This is a genomic window from Nocardia sp. IFM 10818 (assembly GCF_054655275.1).
On sequence record NZ_BAAHJH010000001.1, the window covers coordinates 3,352,568 to 3,378,194 of the forward strand.

The 25,627-nt window shown below is 69.2% G+C and carries 20 protein-coding genes; 17 read left to right on the plus strand and 3 right to left on the minus strand.

Going from position 1 to position 25,627, the window contains the following annotated elements; genetic code table 11:
• Positions 1–58: 58 nt before the first annotated feature.
• Positions 59–3,232 carry an ATP-binding protein gene (locus ACYQ5L_RS15540; RefSeq protein WP_459958143.1) on the plus strand — a complete coding sequence of 1,058 codons (3,174 nt, stop codon included), beginning with the start codon at positions 59–61 and terminating at the stop codon, positions 3,230–3,232.
• Positions 3,233–3,395: 163 nt separating this feature from the next.
• On the opposite strand, the gene ACYQ5L_RS15545 is transcribed toward ACYQ5L_RS15540, so the two are convergent.
• Together ACYQ5L_RS15545 and ACYQ5L_RS15550 are read right to left on the minus strand one after the other, a co-directional pair.
• Positions 3,396–4,280 (minus strand): alpha/beta fold hydrolase, encoded by an 885-nt coding sequence (locus tag ACYQ5L_RS15545; RefSeq protein WP_459958145.1) that lies wholly within the window; start codon positions 4,278–4,280, stop codon positions 3,396–3,398.
• 58 nt (positions 4,281–4,338) lie between these two features.
• The gene (locus ACYQ5L_RS15550; protein ID WP_459958147.1) at positions 4,339–5,448 is read right to left on the minus strand and encodes a mechanosensitive ion channel family protein; all 1,110 of its coding nucleotides are present in this window, start codon (positions 5,446–5,448) and stop codon (positions 4,339–4,341) included.
• A gap of 113 nt (positions 5,449–5,561) precedes the next feature.
• On the opposite strand from ACYQ5L_RS15550, the gene ACYQ5L_RS15555 reads away from it, so the two are divergent.
• The 10 genes from ACYQ5L_RS15555 to ACYQ5L_RS15600 all read left to right on the plus strand — a co-directional run bounded on the left by ACYQ5L_RS15555 (position 5,562) and on the right by ACYQ5L_RS15600 (position 17,408).
• Entirely contained in the window at positions 5,562–6,770 is a 1,209-nt protein-coding gene (locus tag ACYQ5L_RS15555; protein ID WP_459958148.1) for an RNA-guided endonuclease InsQ/TnpB family protein, read from the plus strand.
• A 319-nt stretch (positions 6,771–7,089) separates the two neighbouring features.
• On the plus strand, positions 7,090–7,728 hold the full coding sequence (gene pyrR, locus ACYQ5L_RS15560; RefSeq protein ID WP_379193673.1) for a bifunctional pyr operon transcriptional regulator/uracil phosphoribosyltransferase PyrR: 639 nt from the start codon (positions 7,090–7,092) through the stop codon (positions 7,726–7,728).
• Positions 7,725–8,690 (plus strand): aspartate carbamoyltransferase catalytic subunit, encoded by a 966-nt coding sequence (locus ACYQ5L_RS15565; RefSeq protein ID WP_459958150.1) that lies wholly within the window; start codon positions 7,725–7,727, stop codon positions 8,688–8,690. Before pyrR ends, ACYQ5L_RS15565 begins: the two co-directional genes overlap by 4 nt.
• Complete coding sequence (locus ACYQ5L_RS15570) at positions 8,687–10,015, plus strand: dihydroorotase (RefSeq protein WP_459958152.1); 1,329 nt, start codon at positions 8,687–8,689, stop codon at positions 10,013–10,015. The genes ACYQ5L_RS15565 and ACYQ5L_RS15570 overlap by 4 nt, the downstream gene beginning before the upstream one ends.
• The gene (locus tag ACYQ5L_RS15575; protein WP_459958153.1) at positions 10,016–10,516 is read left to right on the plus strand and encodes a PH-like domain-containing protein; all 501 of its coding nucleotides are present in this window, start codon (positions 10,016–10,018) and stop codon (positions 10,514–10,516) included.
• On the plus strand, positions 10,513–11,628 hold the full coding sequence (gene carA, locus ACYQ5L_RS15580; RefSeq protein WP_459958155.1) for a glutamine-hydrolyzing carbamoyl-phosphate synthase small subunit: 1,116 nt from the start codon (positions 10,513–10,515) through the stop codon (positions 11,626–11,628). Before ACYQ5L_RS15575 ends, carA begins: the two co-directional genes overlap by 4 nt.
• Positions 11,628–14,969 (plus strand): carbamoyl-phosphate synthase large subunit, encoded by a 3,342-nt coding sequence (gene carB, locus ACYQ5L_RS15585; protein ID WP_459958156.1) that lies wholly within the window; start codon positions 11,628–11,630, stop codon positions 14,967–14,969. The genes carA and carB overlap by 1 nt, the downstream gene beginning before the upstream one ends.
• 4 nt (positions 14,970–14,973) lie before the next feature.
• Positions 14,974–15,798: an orotidine-5'-phosphate decarboxylase gene (gene pyrF / locus ACYQ5L_RS15590; protein ID WP_459958157.1), complete on the plus strand. Its 825-nt coding sequence runs from the start codon at positions 14,974–14,976 to the stop codon at positions 15,796–15,798.
• An 80-nt stretch (positions 15,799–15,878) separates the two neighbouring features.
• On the plus strand, positions 15,879–16,508 hold the full coding sequence (locus tag ACYQ5L_RS15595; RefSeq protein ID WP_459958159.1) for a LysE family translocator: 630 nt from the start codon (positions 15,879–15,881) through the stop codon (positions 16,506–16,508).
• A 57-nt stretch (positions 16,509–16,565) separates the two neighbouring features.
• Positions 16,566–17,408 carry a patatin-like phospholipase family protein gene (locus ACYQ5L_RS15600; RefSeq protein WP_459958160.1) on the plus strand — a complete coding sequence of 281 codons (843 nt, stop codon included), beginning with the start codon at positions 16,566–16,568 and terminating at the stop codon, positions 17,406–17,408.
• Between the two features lie 11 nt (positions 17,409–17,419).
• On the opposite strand, the gene ACYQ5L_RS15605 is transcribed toward ACYQ5L_RS15600, so the two are convergent.
• Positions 17,420–18,058, minus strand: a complete 639-nt coding sequence (locus ACYQ5L_RS15605) for a class I SAM-dependent methyltransferase (protein ID WP_459958162.1) — start codon at positions 18,056–18,058, stop codon at positions 17,420–17,422.
• 580 nt (positions 18,059–18,638) lie between these two features.
• On the opposite strand from ACYQ5L_RS15605, the gene mihF reads away from it, so the two are divergent.
• From mihF to ACYQ5L_RS15635, 6 genes are all read left to right on the plus strand, one after another.
• A complete protein-coding gene (gene mihF, locus ACYQ5L_RS15610) occupies positions 18,639–18,962 on the plus strand; it encodes an integration host factor, actinobacterial type (protein WP_033086940.1) in 324 nt (107 codons plus the stop codon).
• Positions 18,963–18,969: 7 nt separating this feature from the next.
• A complete protein-coding gene (gene gmk / locus ACYQ5L_RS15615; protein WP_459958165.1) occupies positions 18,970–19,551 on the plus strand; it encodes a guanylate kinase in 582 nt (193 codons plus the stop codon).
• Between the two features lie 122 nt (positions 19,552–19,673).
• Complete coding sequence (gene rpoZ / locus ACYQ5L_RS15620; protein ID WP_029924434.1) at positions 19,674–19,940, plus strand: DNA-directed RNA polymerase subunit omega; 267 nt, start codon at positions 19,674–19,676, stop codon at positions 19,938–19,940.
• A 69-nt stretch (positions 19,941–20,009) separates the two neighbouring features.
• A complete protein-coding gene (gene coaBC, locus ACYQ5L_RS15625; protein ID WP_459958167.1) occupies positions 20,010–21,230 on the plus strand; it encodes a bifunctional phosphopantothenoylcysteine decarboxylase/phosphopantothenate--cysteine ligase CoaBC in 1,221 nt (406 codons plus the stop codon).
• Between the two features lie 254 nt (positions 21,231–21,484).
• The gene (gene metK, locus ACYQ5L_RS15630; protein ID WP_459958169.1) at positions 21,485–22,699 is read left to right on the plus strand and encodes a methionine adenosyltransferase; all 1,215 of its coding nucleotides are present in this window, start codon (positions 21,485–21,487) and stop codon (positions 22,697–22,699) included.
• Entirely contained in the window at positions 22,700–25,588 is a 2,889-nt protein-coding gene (locus ACYQ5L_RS15635; RefSeq protein WP_459958172.1) for a primosomal protein N', read from the plus strand. It begins immediately after the preceding gene.
• Positions 25,589–25,627: the final 39 nt, after the last annotated feature.

The following is a 25,627-nucleotide window of genomic DNA, read 5'->3' on the forward strand; positions in this document are numbered from 1 at the left end:
AGGGCCCTGACATACGACTGACACGGATCTGACATCGCGGCCATGGCAAGATCGGCGGGTGCAGATCGGGATCCTGGGACCATTCGAGATTCGTACGGCCGACGGCGGTTTCGCCGACGTGCCGGGCGCTCGGTTGCGCGGGCTGCTGACGGCCCTCGCCCTCGAGCCGGGTCGCGCGGTCCCGAAAGCGACGCTCATCGACTGGATCTGGGGCGACAACCCGCCCTCCGATGCCGCGAACGCCTTGCAGCGCTTGGTTTCCCGGCTGCGGAAGGTCCTGCCGGAAGGGGCGATCGAGGGCCGGCCGGACGGCTACCGGCTGCGGGTGGAACCCGACGACGTCGATGCCGTGCGATTCGAACGTCTCGTCGCTCGAGCCCGCAGCACCGACGATCCGCTGGGGGTGCGGTGGCTGCGCGAGGCCCTCGCCCTGTGGCGCGGTGCGGCCCTGCAGGACATCGGCCTGCAGGAGTCCGGGGCCTTTGACGCGGTGATCACCCGGCTCGACGGTCTGCGCCTGGCGGCCCTGGAGGATCGTTACGACGCGGAGATCGATCTCGGCAACAGCGCGGAACTGGTCACCGAGCTGACCGATCTGGTGGCCGCGCATCCGATGCGGGAACGCCTCGTCGCCGCCCTCATGCGCGCCCTCACCGCGACCGGCCGCGAGAACGAGGCGCTGCGCGTCTACGAGCGCACCCGCGAAACCCTGGCCGAGGAACTGGGCGTGGACCCCTCCCCGGATCTGTCCGCCCTGCACGTCAAGCTGCTGCGCGGCGAGATCGGACGCCGCGAGGAGACCCGCAAGACCAACCTGCGGGCCGAGCTGACCAGCTTCGTCGGCAAGGACGCCGATATCGCCGCGGTCCGCGAACTCCTCTCCGGGCACCGGCTCACCACCCTCATCGGCCCGGGCGGCTCGGGCAAGACCCGGCTGGCCACCGAAACCGCGCGCACGCTGCTCGGCGACCTGCCCGATGGGGCCTGGGTCATCGAACTCGCGGCCATCGGCGCCGACGGCGACCCCGGGTCCGCGGGACAGGGGAGCGGCAACAACATCGCCCAGGCCACGCTCGCCGCGCTCAAACTGCGCGATGCTCTGCTCGGCGAGGCGCAGGACGCGGATGCGACCGAACGGGTCATCGCCGCGGTCCGCGAGCGGCAACTGGTGCTGATCCTCGACAACTGCGAGCACGTCATCGAGTCGGCCGCGGCCTTCGCCCATCGCGTGCTCGGCGACTGCCGGCGGCTGCGCATCCTCGCGACCAGCCGCGAACCCCTCGGCATCACCGGCGAAGCGCTGTGGCCCGTCGTGCCGCTGGCCCTGCCGGAGGACGACGCCGACCCGAGCGAGATCGAATCCGCTCCCGCCGTGCGGCTTTTGCGCGACCGCGCCGATGCCGTGCGCAAGGACCTCCCGGCCGACGACACCACCCTGGCGACCCTGGCACGGGTGTGCCGGGCGCTGGACGGCATGCCCCTGGCCATCGAACTGGCCGCGGCCCGCTTGCGCACCATGTCCCTCGAGCAGCTCGCCCATGGCCTCGACGACCGCTTCCGCCTGCTGACCGGCGGCAGCCGCACGGCGCTGCCGCGGCACCGGACCCTGCGCGCGGTGGTGGACTGGAGTTGGGAGCTGCTCACCGACGCCGAACGCGCGGTGCTGCGCCGGCTGTCGGTGTTCTCCGGCGGCGCGAGCCTGGAAGCCGCCGAACGGGTCTGCGCCGACGAGACGGTCGAGACCTGGGAGGTGCTCGACCTGCTGACCGCGCTGACCGAGAAATCGCTGGTGCTCACCGAGGACGGCCCGGCGCCGCGCTACCGCATGCTCGGCACCATCAAGGAATACGCCCGGCAGCGTCTCGCCGAAGCGGGCGAAGCGGATTCGGCGCGGCACGCTCATCTGGGCTATTTCACCGACCTCGTCGAAGTCGCCGACACCTATCTGCGCCGCGCCGAGCAATTGGAATGGCTCGCCACCCTGGAAGCCGAGCACGACAATATCGCCGCCGCCATGCGCGGCGCGATCGCCGCGCAGGAGGCGGACGCCGCCATGCGACTGGCCGCGGCCGCCGGCTGGTACTGGTGGCTGGGCGGGCACAAGGCCGAGGGCGACGAGCTGATCATGGCGGCCACCGCCCTGCCCGGCGAGGTGGCCGACAAGAGCCGGGCCATGGTGTACGCCTTCGTCGTCCAGTTCGTGGCCTCCGGCCGGCAGGGCGACCAATTCGAGGCCGAGGAGTGGATCCGCAAGGCCTACGAATTCAGCCGGCGGGTGCCGGCCAACCACCCGGTGCTGAAGATCGCCGCCCCGCTGGAACGCATGCTGCGGGGACCGGAGGAGATCCTGCCCGCCTGGGAAGCGCTGGCGGGCGACGAGGATCCGTGGGTGCGCGCCCTGGCGCGACTGCACTTGGGCAAGATGCGCATTCAGCTCGGCGACACCGGCCGCGCGGCCGACGACTGCCTCGAACGGGCGCTCACCGAATTCCGCGCGATCGGCGACCGCTGGGGGATCTCGTTCGCCCTGACCGAACTGGCCGATCGCATTGCCATGCGCGGCGAATTCGCCGCCGCCTGCGAGTACTACGGCCAGGCGGTCGCGGTCGTCACCGAGGTCGGCGCCATCGAGGACATCGTGCGCATGCGGTCCCGGCAGGCCCAATTGTATTGGCTCATGGGCGATTCCGAGTCGAGTGCGGCGGCCCTCGCCGAGGCGCAGCGGACCGCGGAGCGGGTCGCCTGGCCGAATGTGCTGTCCGACCTGGCGCTGTCGAAGGCGGAGCTGGCGCGCTGGAGCGGCGACGCCGAGCAGGCGCGCCGGCAACTCGACCTCGCGCGCACCGCGCTGGGCGCGCACGCCGACCGGGCCCTCATCCGCGCGGTCGTGCACGACCTGCTCGGCTACCTCGCCGAGGATCTCGCCGAGGCCCGCGCCCACCGCGCCGAATCCTTCCGCTCGGCAGCCGAAGCGGGGCACGCACCACTGATCGCCGGTGTCTTGGTCGGCGTCGCGGATCTGGCGCTGCGCGAGGAACGGTACGAGCAGGCCGCGCGCCTGCTCGCGGCGAGCGCCGCGGTGCGCGGCCTGACCGATCGCTCCCAGCCGGACGTGGCCCGAATCGAGCGGGCCGTACGAGATCACCTCGGCGACCACGGATTCGAGGTGGCCGCGCGGGAGGGTGCGCAAGCGCGCCCGAGCGAACTTGCCGAGGCAACGCTCACCCCATGAGCCGCGGCAGGCTCGCTCCGTGAGCCGAGGCAGGCTCGCTACGTGAGCCGGGTCAGGCTCGTTCCGTGAGCCGGGGGCTGGCTCGTTTTGTGAACGGGGGCTGGCTCGTTTCGTGAACGGGGGCCGGTGAACTCGTCGGCCCCCGGTCACGTTCCGTGGACGGTCAGCTGCCGTTCACATGGCTGCGCACGAAATCGACCACGGCATCGGTGAATTCGTCATTGGCATCGCTGGCCGCGGTGTGCGCGGCCGAACCGATCTCGGCGTATTCGGCGTCGGGCACCAGGGCGCGGAAGGCGGCCACCCCGGCCTCGCTCACCACGTCGGAGAGCGCGCCGCGCACCAGCAGCACCGGAATCTCCAGATTGCGCGCGGCGTCTTCGAGCACAGTGCTGTGCAGGTCGATGTCCTCGCCGCGGCCCGACATCATGGCCGGATCCCAGTGCCAGTACCAGCGGCCGTCGGCGCGCTGCCGCAGATTGCGTTGCAGCCCTTCGGGACTGCGCGGGCGGCGGCGGTGCGGGAGGTACGCCGCGACGGCGTCGGCAGCCTCCTCTAGGGTGGCGAAGCCCTCGGGATGCCCGCTGAGGAAGTTGAGCACCCGCTCCACGCCCGCCCGCTCCGGGCGCGGCACCACATCGACGAGCACCAGCCCGGTAATGCGATCGCGCTGCGGGTGCGCGGTGGCGAGCAGCCCGGTGAGCCCGCCCATGCTGGCGCCGACCACGAAGGCCGGACGGCCGAGCTGGTCGATCACGCCCATCAGATCCTCGACCATGGCCTCGCGGCGGTAGTTGCCGTCCGGGGCCCAGTTGCTGTCGCCGTGCCCGCGGGCGTCGAGCAGCACCGCGCGCATGCCGGCCTTGGCCAGCGCGAGTCCGGAGTCCTTCCAGGAGTGCCGGGTCTGGCCGCCGCCGTGCAGGAACACCACGAGCGGCCCGGCCTCCGGGCCCCAGCCGTCACCGGCCAGCGAGATGCCTCCGAAGCCACGGAAGGTCATCGGGGTGGGGTCGTTCCAGGCGGCGTCGTTGCTCACGCCTTCGAGCATCGCACACGGCGATATACGGTGTATAGACGATCTCGGTCGCCGGGATCGAGCGCGTGGCTCAGGGCTCGGTGCGCCCCGCGAGATCGGCGCTCACCTCGGCCGCGGTGGTGAGCGAGAGGTCCGGGTCCAGGCTGGCCAGCGCCGCGGTCGTCGGCGACTGGATGTGCAGCACCCGCATCGGGTACGGAATGACGATGCGCTCCTGGCGGTAGCGCCGGTGCAGGGCCTTGATGAATTCGCTGACCAGCAGGTACTGATCCTCGTAATTCCGGGTGCGCAGCACCACCCGGAATTCCACGCCGGAATCGCCGAAGGTGTGGAACCGCACCCGCGGATCGGCGCTGGCGAAGCCGCAGTCGAGCTCCTTCATCACCCGCCGCGCCACATCCAGGGTCACCTCCTCGACGAAGTCGAGATCGCTGTCGTAGGCCGCGCTGACCTCCACCGTGATGGCCATGTCCTGATCGGGCCGGTGGTAGTTGGTGAGGATGGCCTCGGCGAACTTGCGATTGGGCACGATGATGTAGTTGCCCGGGATGTCCTGGATGGTGGTGGTGCGCCAGTTGACGTCGCTGACCCAGCCCACCTCGCCGGTGTCGAGCTTGACGAAGTCGCCCGGATTCACCGTCTTCGAGGCGAGGATGTGCACGCCGGCGAAGAGATTGGCGAGCGTGCCCTCGAGCGCGAGCGCGATGGCCAGCGCGCCGATGCCCAGCGCGCCGAGCAGCGGGGTGATCTTCACGCCCACGCTGTCCAGGGTGATCAGCAGGCCCAGTACCAGCACGATGGTCTTGGTGATGGTGGAGAACAGGCTGACCGATCCGGCCACGCCGGTGATCCGGCGGGTGATGGAGATGACGACCTCCGCGGCCAGTCGCGAGACCGCGAACGTAATGGCCAGCATCATGGCCGCCGTCAGGATCCGGCGCACCAGATCGGGGGAAACCGGCAGCCCGGTCGGCAGCGAGACCGCGATCATGAGGCCGACCAGCGAGCAGACCGGAACCGCGATATCGCGGGCGAGCCCGAAGGCCATCCGGTACATCGCCCGGGTGCGCGTGGAGGTCTTCGCCTCCAGGCGATCGACCAGCCGGCGCAGGGTGATGCCGATGAGCGGGCCGGCAATCGCGATGGCGGCGGCGATGGCCCAGACAACCGGTTTATTCATCGAAACACCTCCTTGGATACGTCGTCCTCGAGAGCCGGAGGGATACGCAGACCCAAGCAGTGGATCTCACAATCCAGCTGTTTGCCAAGTAAGTCGTTGTTAGCCTGTGCGCCATGGCATCGTCGCGGGTGAAGCGGGCGTACAAGTACCGCTTCTACCCGGCCGAAGATCAGGCAGTCGAGCTGTCGCGCACATTCGGATGCGTCCGTAAGGTCTACAACCTGGCGTTGGCTGCTCGTACCGAGGCATGGACGCTTCGAGCCGAGCGCATCAACTACAACACGACCTCGGCGATGCTGACCGCGTGGAAGCAAATCGAGGAACTTGCCTATCTGAACGAGGTGTCGTCGGTGCCGCTGCAGCAGGCGTTGCGGCACCTGCAGGCCGCGTTCACGGCATTCTGGGACAAGCGAACGCGCTATCCGAAGTTCAAGTCGCGCAAGAAGTCCCGTGCCAGCGCCGAGTACACCAAATCGGGATTTCGGTGGCGCGACGGCTGCCTCACGCTGGCGAAGATGAGCGAACCACTCGCCATCGTGTGGTCGCGTCCGCTGCCCGAGGGTGCGGAGCCGTCCACTGTCACCGTCTCCCGTGACGCGGCAGGGCGCTGGTTCGTGTCCATCCTCGTCGAAGAAACCATCACTCCGCCCGAGTTTGCTGAGGGTGTGGTGGGTATCGACGCCGGCCTCGAACATCTCCTCACCCTTTCCACGGGCGAGAAGATCGCGAACCCGCGGCATGAGAGACGTGACCGCGCCCGGCTTGCGAAGGCTCAGCGGAACCTGTCCCGCAAGACGAAGGGGTCGATAAACCGAGACAAAGCCAAGCATGAGGTCGCTCGCGTTCAGGCTCGGATCGGTGATCGTCGCCGCGACTTTCTGCACAAGCTCACCACTCGACTCGTGCGTGAAAACCAAGCGCTCGTGATCGAAGACTTGACCGTGCGCAATATGGTCAAAAATCCGAAACTGGCCCGCGCCATCAGTGACGCGGCGTGGGCCACGTTCCGGGAGATGCTGGAGTACAAGTGCGCGTGGTACGGGCGAGAGCTGGTAGTCGTGGACCGTTGGTTCCCGTCGTCGAAGCTGTGTTCGAGCTGTGGCGCCCTGTACGAGGGAATGCCGCTGAATGTCCGCATGTGGACGTGCGGGTGCGGTGTGACCCACGACCGGGATGTGAATGCCGCGCAGAATATTCTGGCCGCCGGGCGGGCGGTGTCGGTCTGTGGAGCCGGTGTAAGACCTCAAAGGAGTTCTCCTGGAGGGCGGTTGGCGCTGAAGCAGAAAGCCCCGACTGCGAAGTCGGGAATCCCCATCCTGTAGGGCGGGGAGGACGTCAAGTGAGATTCCTCCCAGCTTCTTGCAAACCAAACGTTCGGATCATAGCTGTGAGATAGCTGACACTGTGTGGCTAATGGCAGCAAATCTCGGACACGAATGCGCAGGTGTCGAGTTCGCGGGCACCGATCGGGACGAACTGGCAGGTCGCTGGGACCAATGGTGGAACTGGCCCGCGTGAGCCTCCCGAGTGCCGGTTGCCACAGGGGTGCGGTGTGTTCGCAACGAGGCGGCGCTGATAGGCTCGGCAGCCGAAAAGACATCCTTTAACGGACCGTCCGGTGAGGCGGGGAAGGAGGTCGGCATGGCTGTGCCCGAAGACCGGGCGGCCAAGTCGAGCGCTGCCGAATACTCGCAGCGGCACGACCCTGAACAGGTCCAGGCCGGACGCGAGCTGCTGTCCGATTCCGATGTGGGCCGGACCATCGCGCGCATGGCGCACCAGATCATCGAGAAGACCGCGCTCGATTCCGGCGATCCCCATGCCGCTCGCGTCGTTCTCATTGGAATCCCCACCCGCGGAACCACTCTCGCCACGCGGCTGGCCAACCGGATCGAAGAGTTCTCCGGTGTCCGCCCCGCCATGGGCTCCCTTGACATCACCCTCTACCGCGATGATCTGCGCTCGCGCCCGCACCGCCCGCTCGAACGCACCTCGGTGCCCGAGGGCGGTATCGAGGACGCGCTGGTCGTGCTGGTCGACGATGTGCTGTTCTCCGGCCGCACCGTGCGCTCCGCGCTGGACGGGCTGCGGGATCTGGGCCGCCCGCGCGCGGTCCAGCTGGCCGTGCTCATCGACCGCGGCCATCGCGAACTGCCCATTCGCGCCGACTATGTCGGCAAGAACGTGCCCACCGCGCGCACCGAGGACATCTCGGTGCTGCTGCGCGAGCACGACGGGCGTGACGGTGTGTATCTGCGACAGGAGGGCGAGGACCAGTGAGGCATCTGCTGTCGGTCACCGATCTGGACCGCGCCGCCGCCACCGGACTGCTGGACGAGGCCGAGCGATTCGAGCAGGCGCTGCTGGGGCGCGAGGTCAAGAAGCTGCCGACGCTGCGCGGCCGCACCGTCATGACGGTGTTCTTCGAGAACTCCACCCGCACCCGCGTCTCCTTCGAGGTCGCCGGGAAGTGGATGAGCGCCGACGTCATCAATGTGAGCGCGTCGAGTTCCTCTGTCTCCAAGGGTGAATCGCTGCGCGACACCGCGCTGACCCTGCACGCCGCCGGTGCGGACGCGCTCATCGTGCGGCATCCGGCCTCCGGCGCCGCGCACCAGATCGCGCGCTGGTTCGCCGAGATGACCGACAAGAGCGGCGGGTACAACGGCCCCGGCCCCTCGATCATCAATGCCGGCGACGGCATGCACGAGCACCCGACCCAGGCGCTGCTGGACGCGCTGACCCTGCGCCAGCGCCTCGGCGATCTGGAGGGCAAGCGCATCGTGCTGGTCGGCGATATCCTGCACAGCCGGGTCGCGCGCTCGAATGCCTTCCTGCTCAGCACCCTCGGCGCCGAGGTGGTGCTGGTGGCCCCGCGCACGCTGCTGCCGGTGGGCGTGGACGCCTGGCCGGTGCGGATTTCGCACTCCCTCGACGCCGAACTGCCCGGCGCGGACGCGGTCATGATGCTGCGCGTGCAGGCCGAGCGCATGAACGGCGGCTTCTTCCCCTCGGCGCGGGAGTACTCGATCAACTACGGCCTGAACGAGCGCCGCCTCGGCATGCTCGACGAGCACGCGGTGGTGCTGCACCCCGGCCCCATGCTGCGCGGTATGGAGATCGCCTCGGCGGTCGCCGATTCGCCGAAAGCGGCTGTGCTGCAACAGGTCAACAACGGAGTCCATATGCGCATGGCGGTGCTGTTCCGCCTGCTGGTCGGAACGGATGAGGTGGTGGCATGACCGGCGTGCTGATCAAGAACGTCCGTCTCTACGGTGAGGGCGACCCGGTCGATGTGCTGCTCGCCGACGGCGAGATCCGGCAGATCGGCACCGATCTGGGCATTGTCGAGGCCGAGATCGTCGACGGCACCGGCAAATACCTGCTGCCGGGCTTCATCGACCTGCACACGCATCTGCGTGAACCGGGCCGCGAGGACACCGAGACCATCGACTCCGGTTCCGCCGCGGCGGCTCTGGGCGGCTACACCGCCGTGTTCGCCATGGCCAATACCAATCCGGTCGCCGACTCCGCCGTGGTCACCGACCACGTGTGGCGGCGCGGCCAGGAGGTCGGCCTGGTCGACGTGTACCCGGTGGGTGCGGTCACCGTCGGCCTGCAGGGCAAGCAGCTCGCCGAAATGGGCACCATGGCCCAGAGTGTCGGCGCGGTGCGCATGTTCTCCGACGACGGCCACTGCGTCTACGACCCGCTGATCATGCGCCGCGCCCTCGAGTACGCGAACTCCCTGGGCGTGCTCATCGCCCAGCACGCCGAGGAGCCGCGTCTCACCGAAGGCGCTGTGGCGCACGAGGGTCCGACCGCCGCCCGCCTGGGCCTGGCCGGCTGGCCGCGTGCCGCCGAGGAGTCCATCGTGGCCCGCGACGCCCTGCTGGCCCGCGATGCCGGCGCCCGCGTGCACATCTGCCACGCCTCCACCGCCGGCACCGTCGAACTGCTGAAATGGGCCAAGGCCCAGGGCATTTCGATCACCGCCGAGGTCACCCCGCATCACCTGCTCCTGGACGATTCGCGCCTGGAGACCTACGACGCGGTCAACCGCGTGAACCCGCCGCTGCGCGAATCCTCCGATGTGGCCGCACTGCGGCAGGCCCTGGCCGAGGGCGTCATCGACTGCGTCGCCACCGATCACGCCCCGCACGCCGAACAGGACAAGTGCTGCGAGTTCGCCGCCGCCCGTCCCGGCATGCTGGGCCTGGAGACCGCGCTGTCGATCATCGTGGAGACCATGGTCCGCCCCGGCCTGCTGGACTGGCGCGGTGTGGCGCGCGTCATGAGCGAGAACCCGGCGCGCATCGTCGGCCTCGACGACCAGGGCCGTCCGCTCGAGGTCGGTGAGCCCGCCAATCTGGTGCTCATCGACCCGGATGCGGAATGGACCGTCCGCAGCAAGGATTTGGCGAGTATCGCCAACAACACGCCGTTCGAGTCCATGACCCTGCCCGCGAAGGTGTCCGCCACCTTCCTGCGCGGCGCGATCACGGCCCGCGACGGCAAAGTCCTTGCCGGGGAGGCTCGGCGGGCGGGGAACCGAGGAGGACCGTAAATGGAGTTGGAGCGATGGCTGTGGGTCGTCGGGCTGCTCGCGCTGTTCGTACTGACCCTGTGGGCCATGTACCGCGCGTGGACCGGCCGGGCGAAGCGGCAGGCGGCCTCGATCGGTGAACTGCCGGCCGTGCCCGCCGACTGCGGTGCGCAGCTGCTGGAGCCGACCACCGGCCTGTATCTCGGCAGCACCCTGGCCCCCAGCTGGATTCAGCGAATCACGGTGGGCGACCTGGGTTTCCGGGCCACGGCCGAACTGACTCGATTCGAGCGCGGCATTCTGCTCGAGCGCGACGGCGCATCCACGATCTGGATTCCGCAGGAGTCCATTACCGCGGTGCGCGCCGAGCGCGGGCATGCCGGAAAAGTAATGACGGAAGATGGTGTGCTGGTAATTCGCTGGAAATTGGCGACCGGAACCGAGGTGGACACCGGGTTCCGGGGCGACGACAAGACGGTGTATCCGGCCTGGACCGGTGCGATGACGGGAGAAGAGGCATGAGCGGCAATACGGCGGTGATGGTGCTCGAAGACGGCCGCGTGTTCCGCGGGACGACCTTCGGCGCCGTCGGGCAGACTTTGGGTGAGGCGGTGTTCTGCACCGCGATGACCGGCTACCAGGAGACCCTCACCGACCCCAGCTACGACCGCCAGATCGTGGTGGCCACGGCCCCGCAGATCGGCAATACCGGCTGGAACGACGAGGACGACGAATCGCAGCAGATCTGGGTCGCCGGCTACGCCGTGCGCGATCCGGCGCGCCGCGCCTCCAACTGGCGCGCGAAGCGCACCCTGCAAGCCGAGCTGGAGAACCAGAACATCGTCGGCATCGCGGGCATCGACACCCGGGCCCTGGTGCGGCACCTGCGCACTCGCGGTTCCATGAAGGCGGGCATCTTCTCCGGTGAGCGGCTCGCCGACTACGACGAGCTGCTGGCCCGCGTCAACGGCCAGCCCTCCATGCTGGGCGCGGATTTGGCCGGTGAGGTCTCCACCAAGGAGATGTACACCATCGACCCGGCCGGCGACGCCCGATTCACCGTCGTCGCAGTCGATCTCGGCATCAAGGCCAACACCCCGCGCATGTTCGCCGAACGCGGCATGCGGGTGCACGTGGTCCCGTCCACTGTGACCCTGGACCAGATCAAGGAACTCAACCCCGACGGGGTGTTCCTGTCCAACGGCCCCGGCGACCCGGCCACGCAGGACGACGCCGTCGCCCTCACCCAGGGCGTGCTGTCGGAGGGCCTGCCGCTGTTCGGCATCTGCTTCGGCAACCAGATCCTGGGCCGCGCCCTGGGCCGCAAGACCTACAAGATGAAGTTCGGCCACCGCGGCATCAATATCCCGGTCGTCGAGCACCACTCCGGTCGCATCTCGATCACCGCGCAGAACCACGGCTTCGCCCTGGAAGGCGAGGCGGGGGAGCAGTTCGACACTCCCTTCGGCCGCGCCGAGGTCTCGCACACCTGCGCCAACGACGGCACCGTCGAGGGCCTGAACCTCCTGGACGGCAAGGCCTTCTCGGTGCAGTACCACCCCGAGGCCGCCGCCGGACCGCACGACGCCGCCTACCTGTTCGACCGCTTTGCCATGCTGATGGAAGGAGCCTGATGCCACGCCGCACCGATCTGAACCACATCCTGGTGATCGGCTCGGGCCCGATCGTCATCGGCCAGGCTTGCGAGTTCGACTACTCCGGCACCCAGGCGTGCCGGGTGCTCAAGTCCGAGGGCCTGCGCGTGTCGCTGGTCAACTCGAACCCGGCGACCATCATGACCGACCCGGAGTTCGCCGATTCGACCTACGTCGAGCCGATCACCTGGGAATTCGTCGAGAAGGTCATCGCCAAGGAGCGCCCCGACGCCATCCTGGCGACCCTGGGCGGGCAGACCGCGCTCAACTGCGCTGTCGCCCTGCACGAGAACGGCATCCTGGAGAAGTACAACGTCGAGCTCATCGGCGCCGACTTCGAGGCCATCCAGCGCGGTGAGGACCGCCAGAAGTTCAAGGACATCGTCGCCAAGGTCGGCGGCGAATCCGCCCGCTCCAAGGTCTGCTACACCATGGACGAGGTCCGCGAAACCGTTGCGGACCTTGGCTTCCCGGTGGTCGTGCGCCCCTCGTTCACCATGGGCGGCCTGGGCTCGGGCATGGCCTACAACCACGAGGACCTCGACCGCATCGCCGGCGGCGGCCTGGCCGCCTCGCCCACCGCGAACGTGCTCATCGAGGAATCCATCCTGGGCTGGAAGGAATTCGAGCTCGAGCTCATGCGCGACCGCAATGACAATGTGGTCATCGTCTGCTCGATCGAGAACGTGGACCCGATGGGCGTGCACACCGGTGACTCGGTCACCGTCGCCCCGGCCATGACCCTCACCGACCGCGAATACCAGAAGATGCGCGATCTGGGCATCGCCATCCTGCGCGAGGTCGGCGTCGACACCGGCGGCTGCAACATCCAGTTCGCCGTCGACCCGCGCGACGGCCGCCTCATCGTCATCGAGATGAACCCGCGCGTGTCCCGCTCGTCGGCATTGGCTTCCAAGGCAACGGGTTTCCCCATCGCCAAGATCGCCGCCAAGCTGGCCATCGGCTACACCCTCGACGAGATCGTCAACGACATCACCAAGGAGACCCCGGCCTGTTTCGAGCCCACGCTCGACTACGTGGTCGTCAAGGCGCCGCGGTTCGCCTTCGAGAAGTTCCCGGGCGCCGACACCACGCTGACCACCACCATGAAGTCGGTGGGCGAGGCGATGTCGCTGGGCCGCAACTTCTCCGAGGCCCTCGGCAAGGTGCTGCGCTCGCTGGAGACCAAGGCCGTCGGCTTCTGGACCCAGCCCGACGGCGAGTGGACCGATCCGCAGGCCGTTCTCGACGACCTGAAGGTTCCCACCGAGGGCCGCATCTACCAGGTGGAGCGGGCGCTGCGCCTGGGCGCGAGCATCGAGGACGTGGCCGCCGCCTCGGGCATCGACCCGTGGTTCGTGGCCGAGGTCGCCGGACTGGTGGAACTGCGCCAGGAGATCATCGACGCCGCCGTGCTGGACGAGCCGCTGCTGCGCACCGCCAAGCACTACGGCCTGTCCGATCGCCAGATCGCTTCGCTGCGACCGGAACTCGCGGGCGAGGACGGCGTGCGGGCGCTGCGGCACCGGCTCGGCATCCGCCCGGTGTTCAAGACCGTCGACACCTGCGCCGCCGAATTCGAGGCCAAGACCCCGTACCACTACTCGGCCTACGAGCTCGATCCCGCCGCGGAATCCGAGGTCGCGCCGCAGCGGGAGCGCGAGAAGGTCATCATCCTCGGCTCCGGCCCCAACCGCATCGGCCAGGGCATCGAGTTCGACTACTCGTGTGTGCATGCCGCGCAGACGCTCTCGGACGCGGGCTACGAGACCATCATGGTCAACTGCAATCCGGAGACCGTGTCGACCGACTACGACACCGCCGACCGCCTCTACTTCGAGCCGCTCACCTTCGAGGACGTGCTCGAGGTGTACCACGCCGAAACCGAGTCCGGCACAGTCACCGGCGTCATCTGCCAGCTCGGCGGCCAGACCCCGCTCGGCCTGGCGCAGCGCCTGACCGATGCCGGCGTCCCGGTGGTCGGCACCTCCGCGGCCGCCATCGACCTGGCCGAGGACCGCGCCGAATTCGGCGATGTCCTGGTCGCCGCGGGTCTTCCGGCTCCGAAGTACGGCACCGCCACCACCTTCAACGCGGCCAAGAAGATCGCCGCCGAGATCGGCTACCCGGTGCTGGTGCGCCCGTCCTACGTGCTGGGCGGCCGCGGTATGGAGATCGTCTACGACGAGGCCACTCTCGAGGGCTACATCTCCCGCGCCACCGATATCAGCCCGGACCGCCCGGTGCTCATCGACCGGTTCCTGGAAGACGCCATCGAGATCGACGTCGACGCCCTGTGCGACGGCGAGGAGGTCTACCTGGGCGGCGTCATGGAGCACATCGAGGAGGCCGGCATCCACTCCGGCGACTCCGCGTGCGCGCTCCCGCCGATCACCCTGGGCCGCAGCGATATCGAGGCCGTGCGCCGCTCGACGGCCGCGCTGGCCAAGGGCATCGGCGTCAAGGGCCTGTTGAACGTGCAGTACGCGCTCAAGGACGATGTGCTCTACGTCCTCGAGGCCAACCCGCGCGCCAGCCGCACCGTGCCGTTCGTCTCCAAGGCCACCGCGGTGTCGCTGGCCAAGGCCGCGGCGCGCATCGCCTTGGGCGCCACCATCGCCGAACTCCGCAAGGAGGGCCTGCTCCCGGCCGAGGGCGACGGCGGCCACGCCCCGTTCGACGCGCCGGTCGCGGTCAAGGAAGCGGTCCTGCCCTTCCACCGCTTCCGCCGCCCGGACGGCTCCGGCATCGACTCGCTGCTCTCGCCGGAGATGAAGTCCACCGGCGAGGTCATGGGCATCGACGCCGATTTCGGCACCGCCTTCGCCAAATCGCAGGCCGGCGCCTACGGTTCGCTGCCGACCGAGGGCACCGCCTTCGTGTCCATCGCCAACCGCGACAAGCGCGCCATGGTGTTCCCGGTCAAGCGCCTGCACGACCTGGGCTTCCGCATCCTGGCCACCGACGGCACGGCGGAAATGCTGCGCCGCAACGGTATTCCGTGCGAGCGGGTGCGCAAGCACTCCGACCCGGGGCTTGCGGAGGGTCGTTCCAGCACCGCGGACGGGTCCGAATTGATGCCGAGCATCGTGGACATGATCCGCGACGGCGAGGTCGACATCGTCTTCAACACCCCGTACGGCAACAACGGGCCCCGCGTGGACGGCTACGAGATCCGCACCGCCGCGGTGGGCGCGAACATCCCGTGCATCACCACCGTCCAGGGCGCCGCGGCCGCCGTGCAGGGCATCGAGGCCACCATCAACGGCGGCATCGGCGTGCGGTCCCTGCAGGAACTCCACGCCACCCTGCGGGGCTGACCCGATGACGACATTCGGTGTGCAGCTGCGGGAGGCGATGGGCAAACACGGTCCGCTGTGCGTGGGCATCGACCCGCACCCGCCGCTGCTGCGGGCCTGGGGCCTGACCGAGGACGTGGACGGCCTGGCGCGGTTCGCCGACGCCTGCGTCGCCGCCTTCGCCGGGCGGGTCGCCCTGGTCAAACCCCAGGTGGCCTTCTTCGAGACCTACGGCTCCGGCGGCATCGCGGTACTGGAGGAGGCCATCGCGACCCTGCGCGCCGCGGGCACCCTGGTGCTCGCCGACGCCAAGCGCGGCGATATCGGCTCCACCATGGACGCCTACGCCCACGCCTGGCTCGGCTACGGCCCCCTGGCCAGCGATGCGGTCACCGTCTCCCCGTATCTCGGATTCGGTTCCCTCGCACCGGCTCTGGAGCTGGCGCGGATGAACAACCGCGGCGTCTTCGTGCTGGCGGCCACCTCGAACCCGGAGGGCGCGGAACTCCAGCGCATCACCGGCTCCGACGGCCGCACCATCGCCCAGCGCATGGTCGACGACGCGGCCGCCGCCAATGCGGGCGCCGAATTCGGTTCGGTCGGCGTCGTCGTGGGCGCCACCCTGACCGAGGCCCCCGACCTGTCCGCCCTCAACGGCCCCATCCTCATGCCGGGCGTGGGCGCACAGGGCGGCGGCGCGGACTCCATCCGGAAGCTGGTCCCCGCGAGCGATCTGGGCGCGGTCGTGCCGAACGTCTCCCGCGAGGTTCTCAAGTCCGGCCCCTCGGTCGCCGCCCTGCACGAGCGCGTGGCCGAACTGACCGACGAATTCGCCTTCCTCCAGCGCTGATTCGCCTGGTCGGCGTCGATCCACCGGAACCCGGGGCACATGGTGTCCCGGGTTCCGGCGTTCCGGCTTAGGCTGTCCCAATGCTGTCGACCGCTCAGATTCTCACCCTGGCCGGAGTGATCGTGCTCGGCTCCATGACCCCCGGCCCCGATTTCCTCGTGGTCGTCCGCAATTCCGCCGTCTCCGGCCGGCGCGCGGGCATCGCCACCGCCGCGGGGATCGCGGCCGGTGTGTTCGTCTGGTCCCTGGTGACGGCGGTCGGCATTGCCGGGCTGCTCGCCGCCTCGGCCATGGCCTACACCGTCGTGAAGCTCGTCGGCGCGCTGTATCTCGCCTACCTCGGCATCCGCGCCCTGCTGGCCGCCCGCCGCGGCGATTATGTCCCCGAATCGAAATCCGGCGCCGCGGGTCCCAGTGCGGCCGTGACCTTCCGGCAGGGGCTGCTCACCAACCTGCTCAACCCCAAGTGCGCGGTCTTCTTCATCGCGCTCGTCCCGCAGTTCCTCCCCGCCGACCCCACCGCCCTCGGGACCCTGGAACTCGCCGTGGTCTGCGCCGTCGCCAATATCGCCTGGTTCGCCACCCTCGCCGTGGGCGTCGGCGCGCTGCGCCACATCTTCACCCGCCAGCGCGTCCGCCGTGCTCTCGACGCCGCCATGGGCACGCTGATGGTCGGTCTCGGCATTCGAATCGCCGTGCAGAGCAACTGATTCGGGGCGGCTCGCGAAACGGTCAACCGGAGAAGTGCGCTCCGGTACCGTGATTGCATGTCTGCCGCCGTGCCATCCAACGCATCTCGTCACACGCTCGTGCTCGGGGGAGGTGGTGCGGTCGGCATCTGCTGGATGGCCGGATTGCTCACCGGATTGCGGGACGCCGGTATCGATCTCGCGCTCGCGGACACGATCATCGGGACTTCCGCGGGCGCGGTCGTCGGTGCGGTGCTGGCCGATGACGGCGATATGAGCCGACTGGTTGTTCCGGCGCCGGGGGAGGCCGCGCCGATCGCGGCGGATCAGTCCGGGTTCATGGAGATCCTGGGCATTCTGTCCACGCCCGGGATCGAGCCGGTGGAGGCTCGGCGGCGGGCGGGAGCGCGCACGCTGGAGATGGATCTCGGCGATCCGGGCGATCACATCGGGCGCATTCGCGATCTGGTCGGCACCGACGCGTGGCCGCGCACGGAGCTGCTGGTCACCAGCGTCTCCGCGCTCACCGGTGAGCTGCGGGTGTGGACCCGCGCGGACGGGGTGCCGCTGGGCGCCGCACTCGCCGCCAGCACCTGTGTGCCCGGTGTCTTCCCGCCGATTCCGATCGAGGGTGATCGCTACTTCGACGGCGGCCTGCGCACCTCGATCAATGCCGATCTGGCGGTGGGCGCGGAAGTGATCGTCGTGATCGAGCCGCTGGCCCACCTGTTCCCGCGCGGTGCGCGCGATACCGAACTCGGCGAGGCCGCTTCACTGTTCGTGGTGCCGGACGCGGAATCCATTGCCGCGATCGGGTACGACCTGTTCAGCAGTGCCGCGTTCCAGCCCGCCTACGACGCGGCCGTCCGCCAGGCCGCCGAGGAAGCGGCGCGCGTGAAGGCGATCTGGCCCGTCCGCTGATCGAGGCGCGCCTACTTCGGCGTGGCGATGAGCAGGCGGTGCGGAATCGGTTTCTGGGGCAGGTCGCTGCGCTCGACGGTGCAGCCCGCGGCCTCCAGGGCATCGACGACTTCGGATACCGGGCGCAGCGTGAAACCGTATGGGGTGAACGGCATTTTGGCCATGGCGTCCGGGTCGCCGATGCCGACGACCAGCCGGCCGCCGGGGCGGACCACGCGCACCAGCTCGGCCACCGCCGCGGGCAGATCCGGGACGAAGTAGATCGTGTTGACCGTGATGGCGGCGTCCAGGCCGTCGTCGGGCAGCGGGAGCGAGGTCAGCGACCCCTCGGCGAGGCGTAACCGGCCGGTGGCGATATCGCCCGGGAAGCGCGACCGCGCCCGGTCCAGCATGTCCTGCGAGATCTCGATGCCGTGCACCGCGCCGTCGACGCCGACCCGGTTGAGCAGCAGCGGAAGCCCCGCGCCGCCGCCGAATCCGATATCGGCGGCGGTATTGCCGGTGGTGAGGCCGGTGGCCTCGACCGCGGCCGTGATCGCCGCGAGATTGCCCCGGTTGAGCAGCAGCGCAACGCCTTTGCCGAGCAGGCCGTGCGGATTGCCGAGCTGCCCGGCGATGGTCGCGAGCAGACGGTCGCGGACACTGGTCATGCCGGACATCGTAGCCGGGATCGAACACATGTCCTGATCGCTCGTCTCGCGGCCGTGCTGCTGCGGAACGCCCGGAAACTCACGGCGCGGTGGTTTCGCCCGCGAGTGGGCGTTCCAGGGGCCGGAAAGGGCCCTCCGGGGGTGTCGCGAGGCCCCGACCTGCGGCGGAATCGGGCATTACTACGACTGTGCATCATGTGGCTCGGAGGTCGTTCAATCGGTCCGCGTGATGCGCGACACGCGGTGCGGAATCGCCCGACACGCCGATAAATCCGAGAAAGTTCCAGGTCGCGTGATTACAGCTCGGTCACGGTTTCTGCGGGTGCCCGCACAACTCCTGCGCCCACCCCTGCCGAACCCGAAAAAGCCCTGGTGGCAAGGATATTCGCGGTTGTGGCGAGCGGATTCGCACGCCCGGTCGAGCCCGGCCCGCAAGGATGTGCTTCCGGCCTGGTCGTGCCCGGAATCTTGCGCTGACCTGGGGGGTGGGTTCGCAATCGCCGGGCGGCGTGGGTACGGTCGCTGAGACCGCTGGGTTACCGGCGGGAGTAGATGCAATGAACGATGAGACGGAGGAACCGTGGCCCTTCCCCAGCTGACTGACGAGCAGCGCGCCGCTGCTTTGGAGAAGGCGGCTGCCGCTCGCCGCGCTCGGGCGGAGCTCAAGGAGCGCTTGAAGCGTGGCGGTACCGATCTGAAGACGGTCCTTGCCGATGCCGAGAAGGATGAAGTTCTCGGCAAGATGAAGGTGTCGGCTCTGCTCGAGGCTCTGCCGAAGGTGGGCAAGGTCAAGGCGGCCGAAATCATGAGCGAACTGGAGATCGCTCCCACTCGCCGCCTGCGCGGACTGGGCGACCGGCAGCGTAAGGCGCTGCTGGCCCGGTTCGACTTCAGCGCCGAATAATCCGAGGGTGGTCGAACACACTCGGAAGGGTCGACTGGTAGTACTGGTCGGCCCCTCGGCCGTCGGCAAGTCCACCGTCGTGCGCTGCGTGCGCGAACGGCTCCCCGAATTGGTTTTCAGTGTGTCGGCCACCACCCGGGCCCCGCGGCCCGGGGAGGTCGACGGACGCGACTACCGATTCGTGTCCCGAGAGACATTCGACGCCATGATCGCGGCGGATGAACTTCTCGAATGGGCCGATATCCACGGTGGGTTGCAACGGTCGGGAACCCCGGCCGCACCGGTCCGGGAGGCGCTCGCGTCCGGACACCCGGTTTTGATCGAGGTGGACCTCGAGGGCGCGCGCTCGATCCGCACGGCGATGCCGGAGGCCCTGCTGGTCTTCCTGGCCCCGCCGAGCTGGGACGAGCTGGTGTCGCGACTGCGGTCGCGGGGCACCGAATCGCCCGAAGTGATAGAGCGCAGGCTGCAAACCGCCAAGACGGAATTGGCGGCATGTGACGAGTTCGACATCGTCATCGTGAACGACGAGGTGACCAGCGCCTGCGAGCGGTTGGTATCGTTGTTCGTTAGCACAAAATCGCGGTGAGCCCGTCCGGGTGAGCCGCGACCACCGGCTCCCCGCCTCTCTTGATCGATCAGCAGGGGAGGGGGCCGGTTCTGATCCGTTCCGACGACAACCCCGCAGGAGCCTCTCTAGTGAGTACGGACATGAAGGCAGCCCCGGCATACGACACTCCGGTCGGCCTGACCAACCCGCCGATCGACGAGCTGCTGGAGCGCACCTCGTCCAAGTACGCGCTGGTCATCTACGCGGCCAAGCGGGCCCGGCAGATCAACGACTACTACAACCAGCTCGGCGACGGCATTCTCGAATACGTCGGCCCGCTGGTGGAGCCGGGTCTGCAGGAGAAGCCGCTGTCGGTGGCCATGCGCGAGATCCACGCCGACCTGCTGGAACACTCCGAAGGCGAGTAGGACCCGAGCAGGACATCTCTACTACGGCGCTGGAGGCGTAGTGACGAACGAATTCACCCGGGGCATGCGGTGACCCGGGTCATCGTCGGTGTCGGCGGCGGAATCGCCGCATACAAGAGTTGCGCCCTCGTGCGCCGGTTCACCGAGACCGGCCACGAGGTGCGCGTCATTCCCACCGAGTCGGCGCTGCAGTTCGTCGGCAAGGCCACCTTCGAGGCGCTCAGCGGCAATCCGGTCAATACCGGGGTGTTCGCCGATGTGCCGGAGGTGCCGCACGTCCGCCTCGGACAAGAGGCCGACCTGGTGGTCATCGCCCCCGCGACCGCGGATCTCATGGCGCGCGCCGCCTCCGGCCGCGCGGACGATCTGCTCACCGCCACACTTCTGACCGCCCGATGTCCGGTGCTGTTCGCGCCCGCGATGCACACCGAGATGTGGGAGCATCCCGCCACCGTCGCCAATGTCGCGACGCTGCGCGCGCACGGGGCCATTGTCATGGAGCCCGCGCACGGCCGGTTGACCGGCGCCGATACCGGACCGGGCCGGCTGCCCGAGCCGGAGGAGATCTTCGGCCTGGCCATGCTGCTGCAGGAGCGCGCCGACGCGATTCCGCGCGATCTGGAGGGCCGCCGCGTCGTGGTGTCCGCCGGTGGTACGCGCGAACCGCTGGATCCGGTGCGCTTCCTCGGCAATCGCAGCTCCGGCAAGCAGGGCTACGCGCTCGCGCGGCTGGCCGCCCAGCGCGGCGCGCACGTGACGCTCATCGCGGGCAACACCATCGGCCTGGAGCCCCCGGCCGGTGTCGAGGTCGTGCACGTGACCACCGCCGAACAGCTGAAGGTCGCCGTCGACAAGCACGCGCTGGGCGCGGACGCGGTCATCATGGCCGCCGCGGTGGCCGACTTCCGGCCGGTGAACGTGGCCGCCGCGAAGATCAAAAAGGGTGCGGGCGAACCGAATTCGATCGAATTGTCCAAGACTCCCGATATTCTTGCCGGACTGGTGCAATCGCGCCGGGACGGTCTGCTCGCGGGTACCGCGATCGTCGGCTTCGCCGCCGAGACCGGTGACGAGCACGGCGATGTGCTCACCCACGCCAGAGCCAAACTGGCCCGCAAGGGCTGCGATTTGCTGGTCGTGAACGCCGTCGGCGAGGGGAAAGCCTTCGAGGTGGACCACAATGACGGCTGGCTACTCGGGGCCGACGGCACCGAGATCGCCCTGGACCACGGATCCAAGGCCTTGCTCGCGAGCCGGGTGCTGGACGCACTCGGTCCGCTGTTGCGCTGAGAGCCCTCGGCGCCGCGCTGAGAGCCCTCGGCGCCCGCAACCGCGCTGAGAGCCCTCGGCGCACCCGCCGCACTCGGCAGGCAACTGTCCGAGACGCAACCGCACCGTCATCAGGGTGCGGCGTGGCGGGAACACTCGCGTGGCCCACGCGGTAATACGTTTGGAATAGTCTGAGACAAAGGGTTGTGCAGGGGCGCTCGGGCGCTACTGTCGCAGGCCGATACGAGAAACCCGTTCAGGGAGAGGGAACAACTGTGCGCACGTCTGGCAGCCGCCTATTCACCAGTGAGTCCGTGACCGAGGGTCATCCGGACAAGATCTGTGACGCCATCAGCGATTCCATTCTCGACGCGTTGCTCGCGGCCGATCCGCGCAGCCGCGTGGCGGTGGAGACCCTGGTGACCACCGGCCAGGTCCATGTGGCCGGCGAGGTCACCACCTCGGCCTACGCCGATATCCCGACCATCGTGCGCGAGAAGGTTCTGGAGATCGGATACGACTCCTCCGCAAAGGGTTTCGACGGCGCCTCCTGCGGCGTGAACGTCGCCATCGGCGCGCAGTCGCCGGATATCGCCCAGGGCGTGGACACCTCGCACGAGGCCCGCGTCGGCGGCGAGGACGATGAGATCGCGCGCCAGGGCGCGGGCGATCAGGGCCTGATGTTCGGCTACGCCACCGTCGAGACCCCGGAGCTCATGCCGCTGCCGATCTCGCTGGCGCACAAGCTCTCGCGCCGCCTGACCGAGGTCCGCAAGTCCGGTGTGCTGCCGTACCTGCGTCCGGACGGCAAGACCCAGGTCACCATCGAATACGAGGGTGACAAGCCGGTGCGCCTGGACACGGTGGTCATCTCCACCCAGCACGCCGCCGATATCGATCTCGACAACCTGCTCACCCCGGACATCCGGGAGAAGGTCGTCGACTCGGTGCTGTCGGAGCTGGCGCTGCCGAACCCGTTGGACACCTCCAATATTCGCCTGCTGGTCAACCCGACCGGCAAGTTCGTGCTCGGCGGTCCCATGGGCGACGTCGGCCTGACCGGCCGCAAGATCATCGTCGACACCTACGGCGGTATGGCCCGGCACGGCGGCGGCGCGTTCTCCGGCAAGGATCCGTCGAAGGTGGACCGCTCGGCCGCCTACGCCATGCGCTGGGTCGCCAAGAACGTCGTCGCGGCCGGGCTGTCCGAGCGTGTCGAGGTCCAGGTCGCCTACGCCATCGGCAAGGCCGCCCCGGTCGGCCTGTTCGTGGAGACCTTCGGCACCGAGCAGATCGATCCCGCCAAGATCTCCGCCGCCATCGGCGAGGTCTTCGACCTGCGTCCCGGCGCCATCATCCGCGACCTGGATCTGCTGCGCCCCATCTACGGCCCCACCGCCGCGTACGGCCACTTCGGCCGCACCGACGTGGACCTGCCCTGGGAGCGCACCGACCGCGCGGACAAGCTGCGCGCGGCCGCCGGTCTGTAATTGGCCCACACGGAACCAGCAGCGGCGGGACGCCCCATCGCGCGGGTGCTCCCGCTGCTGGAACCGGCACACCTCGACCGGGACTTCGACTACCTCGTCCCACCCGAGATGGACGCCGACGCCCAACCCGGCGTCCGCGTACGAGTCCGCTTCTCCGGCCGCCTCGTCGACGGCTACCTTCTCGAACGCCTCGAAACCACCACCCACACGGGCAAACTCATGCCCCTGGACCGCGTGGTCTCCCCCGAACGCGTCCTCACCCCCGAAATCCTCCGCCTCATCACGGCAGTCGCGGCCCGCTACGCCGGCACCCGCGCCGACGTCCTCCGCCTGGCCATCCCACCCCGTCACGCCAAGGTCGAAACCGAGGGGCAAACCAAACCCCCCGCGAAGCCGAAATCCCGCCGCAAGAAGGCCACCGGAAACACCGAGCTCCAGGCCATACCCCCAACCCCCGCCTCCGATCCGCTTGCACCAGAAGACCCTTCGCCCGCGAGCTCGACAGCCGCCGCGCCCGACACAGCGGACGCTCCGTCACGTGACGCTCCCGCGGCCGAGCCCGGCGTTGCCGCGGAGCACGTTTCGCCCGAGATTCTCGGTTCGGAAGCAGTTGGTGGTGCTGCCGCGACCGCAGCGCAGGTCCCTGCGTCCACCGAAAATCGTGCGTCAGAGGGTGATTCCGTGGCGCATGAACCGGCGGCCGGTGCGACCGAAGGCGCTTCCCGCGCGAATCTCGCCCGCGAGTCCGGTGCCGTCGCTGATGGTGCCCGAGGCGCTATCGCGGGCACAACCGGCTCGGCAGATATGCGGCGGGGAGCCGAGGCCGCTGCCGCTCTGGTCGTCGAAGTGAACGCGGCCGGCGGGGGGAGCGCGACACACGCGCCCCACATGTCTCTGGCAGGAGGGGATTCGGCAGAGCCGACGGTGGCGGCGGCCGCGGACCGGTCAACCGATGCGGTGGCGGACGGTGCAGGCAGCGTTGCCGACGGCGACGAGCCGGGCGGAGACGCCGCTGCGGGCAGTGGAGTGGCCCCGGCCAGAACCTCGGAAACGCTCAACTCCGATGTAGCCGCCTCGAAGGCGCGGCCGGAAGACTTTCCGGCGTGGGGGAGGTATGTACACGGGCGGTCGTTCCTGGGCGCGCTGGCTGCGGGGCGGGGGCCGCGGGCGGCATGGCAGGCGTTGCCGGGGGAGGATTGGGCGCGGCGGCTGGCGGAGATGGCGGCCGTTGTCGTCGGTGGTGGGCGCAGTGCGGTGCTGATGGTGCCGGATCAGCGGGATTTGGATCGGGTGCTGGGGGAATGCGTTGCGTTGGTGGGGGAGTCGGCGGTCGGGTTGGCGGCGGGGTTGGGGCCTTCGGCGCGGTATCGGCGGTGGCTGGCGGCCCTGCGGGGGACGGCCCGCATTGTGGTGGGGACGCGGAGTTCGGTGTTCGCGCCGGTGAAAGATCTTGGGCTTATTGCCATTTGGGATGACGGGGACGATACGTTCGCGGAACCCCGTGCGCCGTATCCGCATGCGCGGGAAGTGGCGATGCTGCGGGCGCACGAGACCGGGGCGGCGTTTGTCGCGGGCGGGTTCGCGCGGACGGCCGAGGTGCAGGCGATCGTCGAATCCGGGTGGGCGCACGACTTGCTCGCCGATCGCGCTGATCTGCGGGCGGTCATGCCTCGGATCAAGGCACCGGGGGATACCGATGTGGCGTTGGAGCGGGATCCGATCGCGAAGGCCGTGCGGATTCCAGGTGAGGCGTTCATGGCGGCCAAACGCGCGCTGGCCGAGGGGGCTCCGGTGCTCGTGCAGGTGCCGCGCCGTGGGTACATTCCCGCGCTGTCGTGCGCGAAGTGCCGGACACCGGCGCGCTGCCGGCACTGCAATGGCCCATTGGCGTTGCCGGACAACGGGTCCAAGCCATCGCCGCCTCGGTCGAATAATGGTGGCACCGGTGCGCCGGGTTCCACCCGCGGCGGTGGTGCCGGGCGTTCGTCCGTGGGCGATGGCGATCGGCGCTTTGCCGGTGGCGACGGTGCCGGGCGTTCTGCCGGTGGCGACGGCGCTCGGCGTTCGGCCAGGGAGGTCGGTGTGGCCGCGAGTGTGGCCAGGGGCGGGGCGGAGGTCGCGCACAGCCCGACCTGCCGGTGGTGTGGAAAGACCGAGCCCGCCTTCCGCTGTGGGGCGTGCGGATCGCGGGCGCTGCGGGCGGTCGTGATCGGTGCGGCGCGCACCGCCGAGGAATTGGGGCGGGCCTTTCCCGGGGTGCCGGTGCGCGGATCCGGGGGCGGGAACGTGCTGAGCGAGGTGCCGCCCGGACCGCAGGTGGTGGTGGCGACCATTGGGGCCGAGCCGACGGTGCCCGGTGGGTACGGCGTCGCGCTGCTGCTCGACGGCTGGGCACTGCTGGGGCGCGCCGATCTGCGGGCGGCCGAGGACACATTGCGGCGCTGGATGTCCGCGACAGCGCTGGTGCGGCCCAAGGGACAGGCCCTGGTCATGGCCGAACCCACGTTGCCCACCGTGCAGGCGCTGTTGCGCTGGGATCCGGTGTGGCACGCGCAGATCGAGCTGTCCGGCCGCACGGAGGTGCGGTTCCCGCCCGCCGTGCGACTGGCCGCCATCGACGGCACCACCGACTCCATCGCCGAATTGCTCACCGAGGCAAAGCTTCCCGACTTCGTCGAGGTGCTCGGACCGGTCCCCTTGCCATTCGGCGCGCGAAAGCCGTTCAGCGGCGGGGATTCTCCGGCCGAGGTGGAACGCATGATCCTGCGCGTCGACCGCTCGGCGGGCTCCGCGCTGGCCCGTGCGCTGACTGCCGCGCAGGCCGTGCGCAGCACCCACAAATCCGATGACCCGCTGCGGGTCCAGATCGATCCGATCGATATCGGCTGATCCGCGGCCGCCGGCAGCGGCGTTAGGCTGGTGGGAATA

Bases quoted from the DNA above. Each gene is read 5' to 3' on its own strand.
- ACYQ5L_RS15545 (WP_459958145.1), bottom strand. From the start codon at position 4,280: ATGCTCGAAGGCGTGAGCAACGACGCCGCCTGGAACGACCCCACCCCG.
- ACYQ5L_RS15550 (WP_459958147.1), bottom strand. From the start codon at position 5,448: ATGAATAAACCGGTTGTCTGGGCCATCGCCGCCGCCATCGCGATTGCC.
- ACYQ5L_RS15555 (WP_459958148.1), top strand. From the start codon at position 5,562: ATGGCATCGTCGCGGGTGAAGCGGGCGTACAAGTACCGCTTCTACCCG.
- pyrR (WP_379193673.1), top strand. From the start codon at position 7,090: ATGGCTGTGCCCGAAGACCGGGCGGCCAAGTCGAGCGCTGCCGAATAC.
- ACYQ5L_RS15570 (WP_459958152.1), top strand. From the start codon at position 8,687: ATGACCGGCGTGCTGATCAAGAACGTCCGTCTCTACGGTGAGGGCGAC.
- ACYQ5L_RS15575 (WP_459958153.1), top strand. From the start codon at position 10,016: ATGGAGTTGGAGCGATGGCTGTGGGTCGTCGGGCTGCTCGCGCTGTTC.
- carA (WP_459958155.1), top strand. From the start codon at position 10,513: ATGAGCGGCAATACGGCGGTGATGGTGCTCGAAGACGGCCGCGTGTTC.
- carB (WP_459958156.1), top strand. From the start codon at position 11,628: ATGCCACGCCGCACCGATCTGAACCACATCCTGGTGATCGGCTCGGGC.
- pyrF (WP_459958157.1), top strand. From the start codon at position 14,974: ATGACGACATTCGGTGTGCAGCTGCGGGAGGCGATGGGCAAACACGGT.
- ACYQ5L_RS15595 (WP_459958159.1), top strand. From the start codon at position 15,879: ATGCTGTCGACCGCTCAGATTCTCACCCTGGCCGGAGTGATCGTGCTC.
- ACYQ5L_RS15600 (WP_459958160.1), top strand. From the start codon at position 16,566: ATGTCTGCCGCCGTGCCATCCAACGCATCTCGTCACACGCTCGTGCTC.
- ACYQ5L_RS15605 (WP_459958162.1), bottom strand. From the start codon at position 18,058: ATGACCAGTGTCCGCGACCGTCTGCTCGCGACCATCGCCGGGCAGCTC.
- rpoZ (WP_029924434.1), top strand. From the start codon at position 19,674: ATGAAGGCAGCCCCGGCATACGACACTCCGGTCGGCCTGACCAACCCG.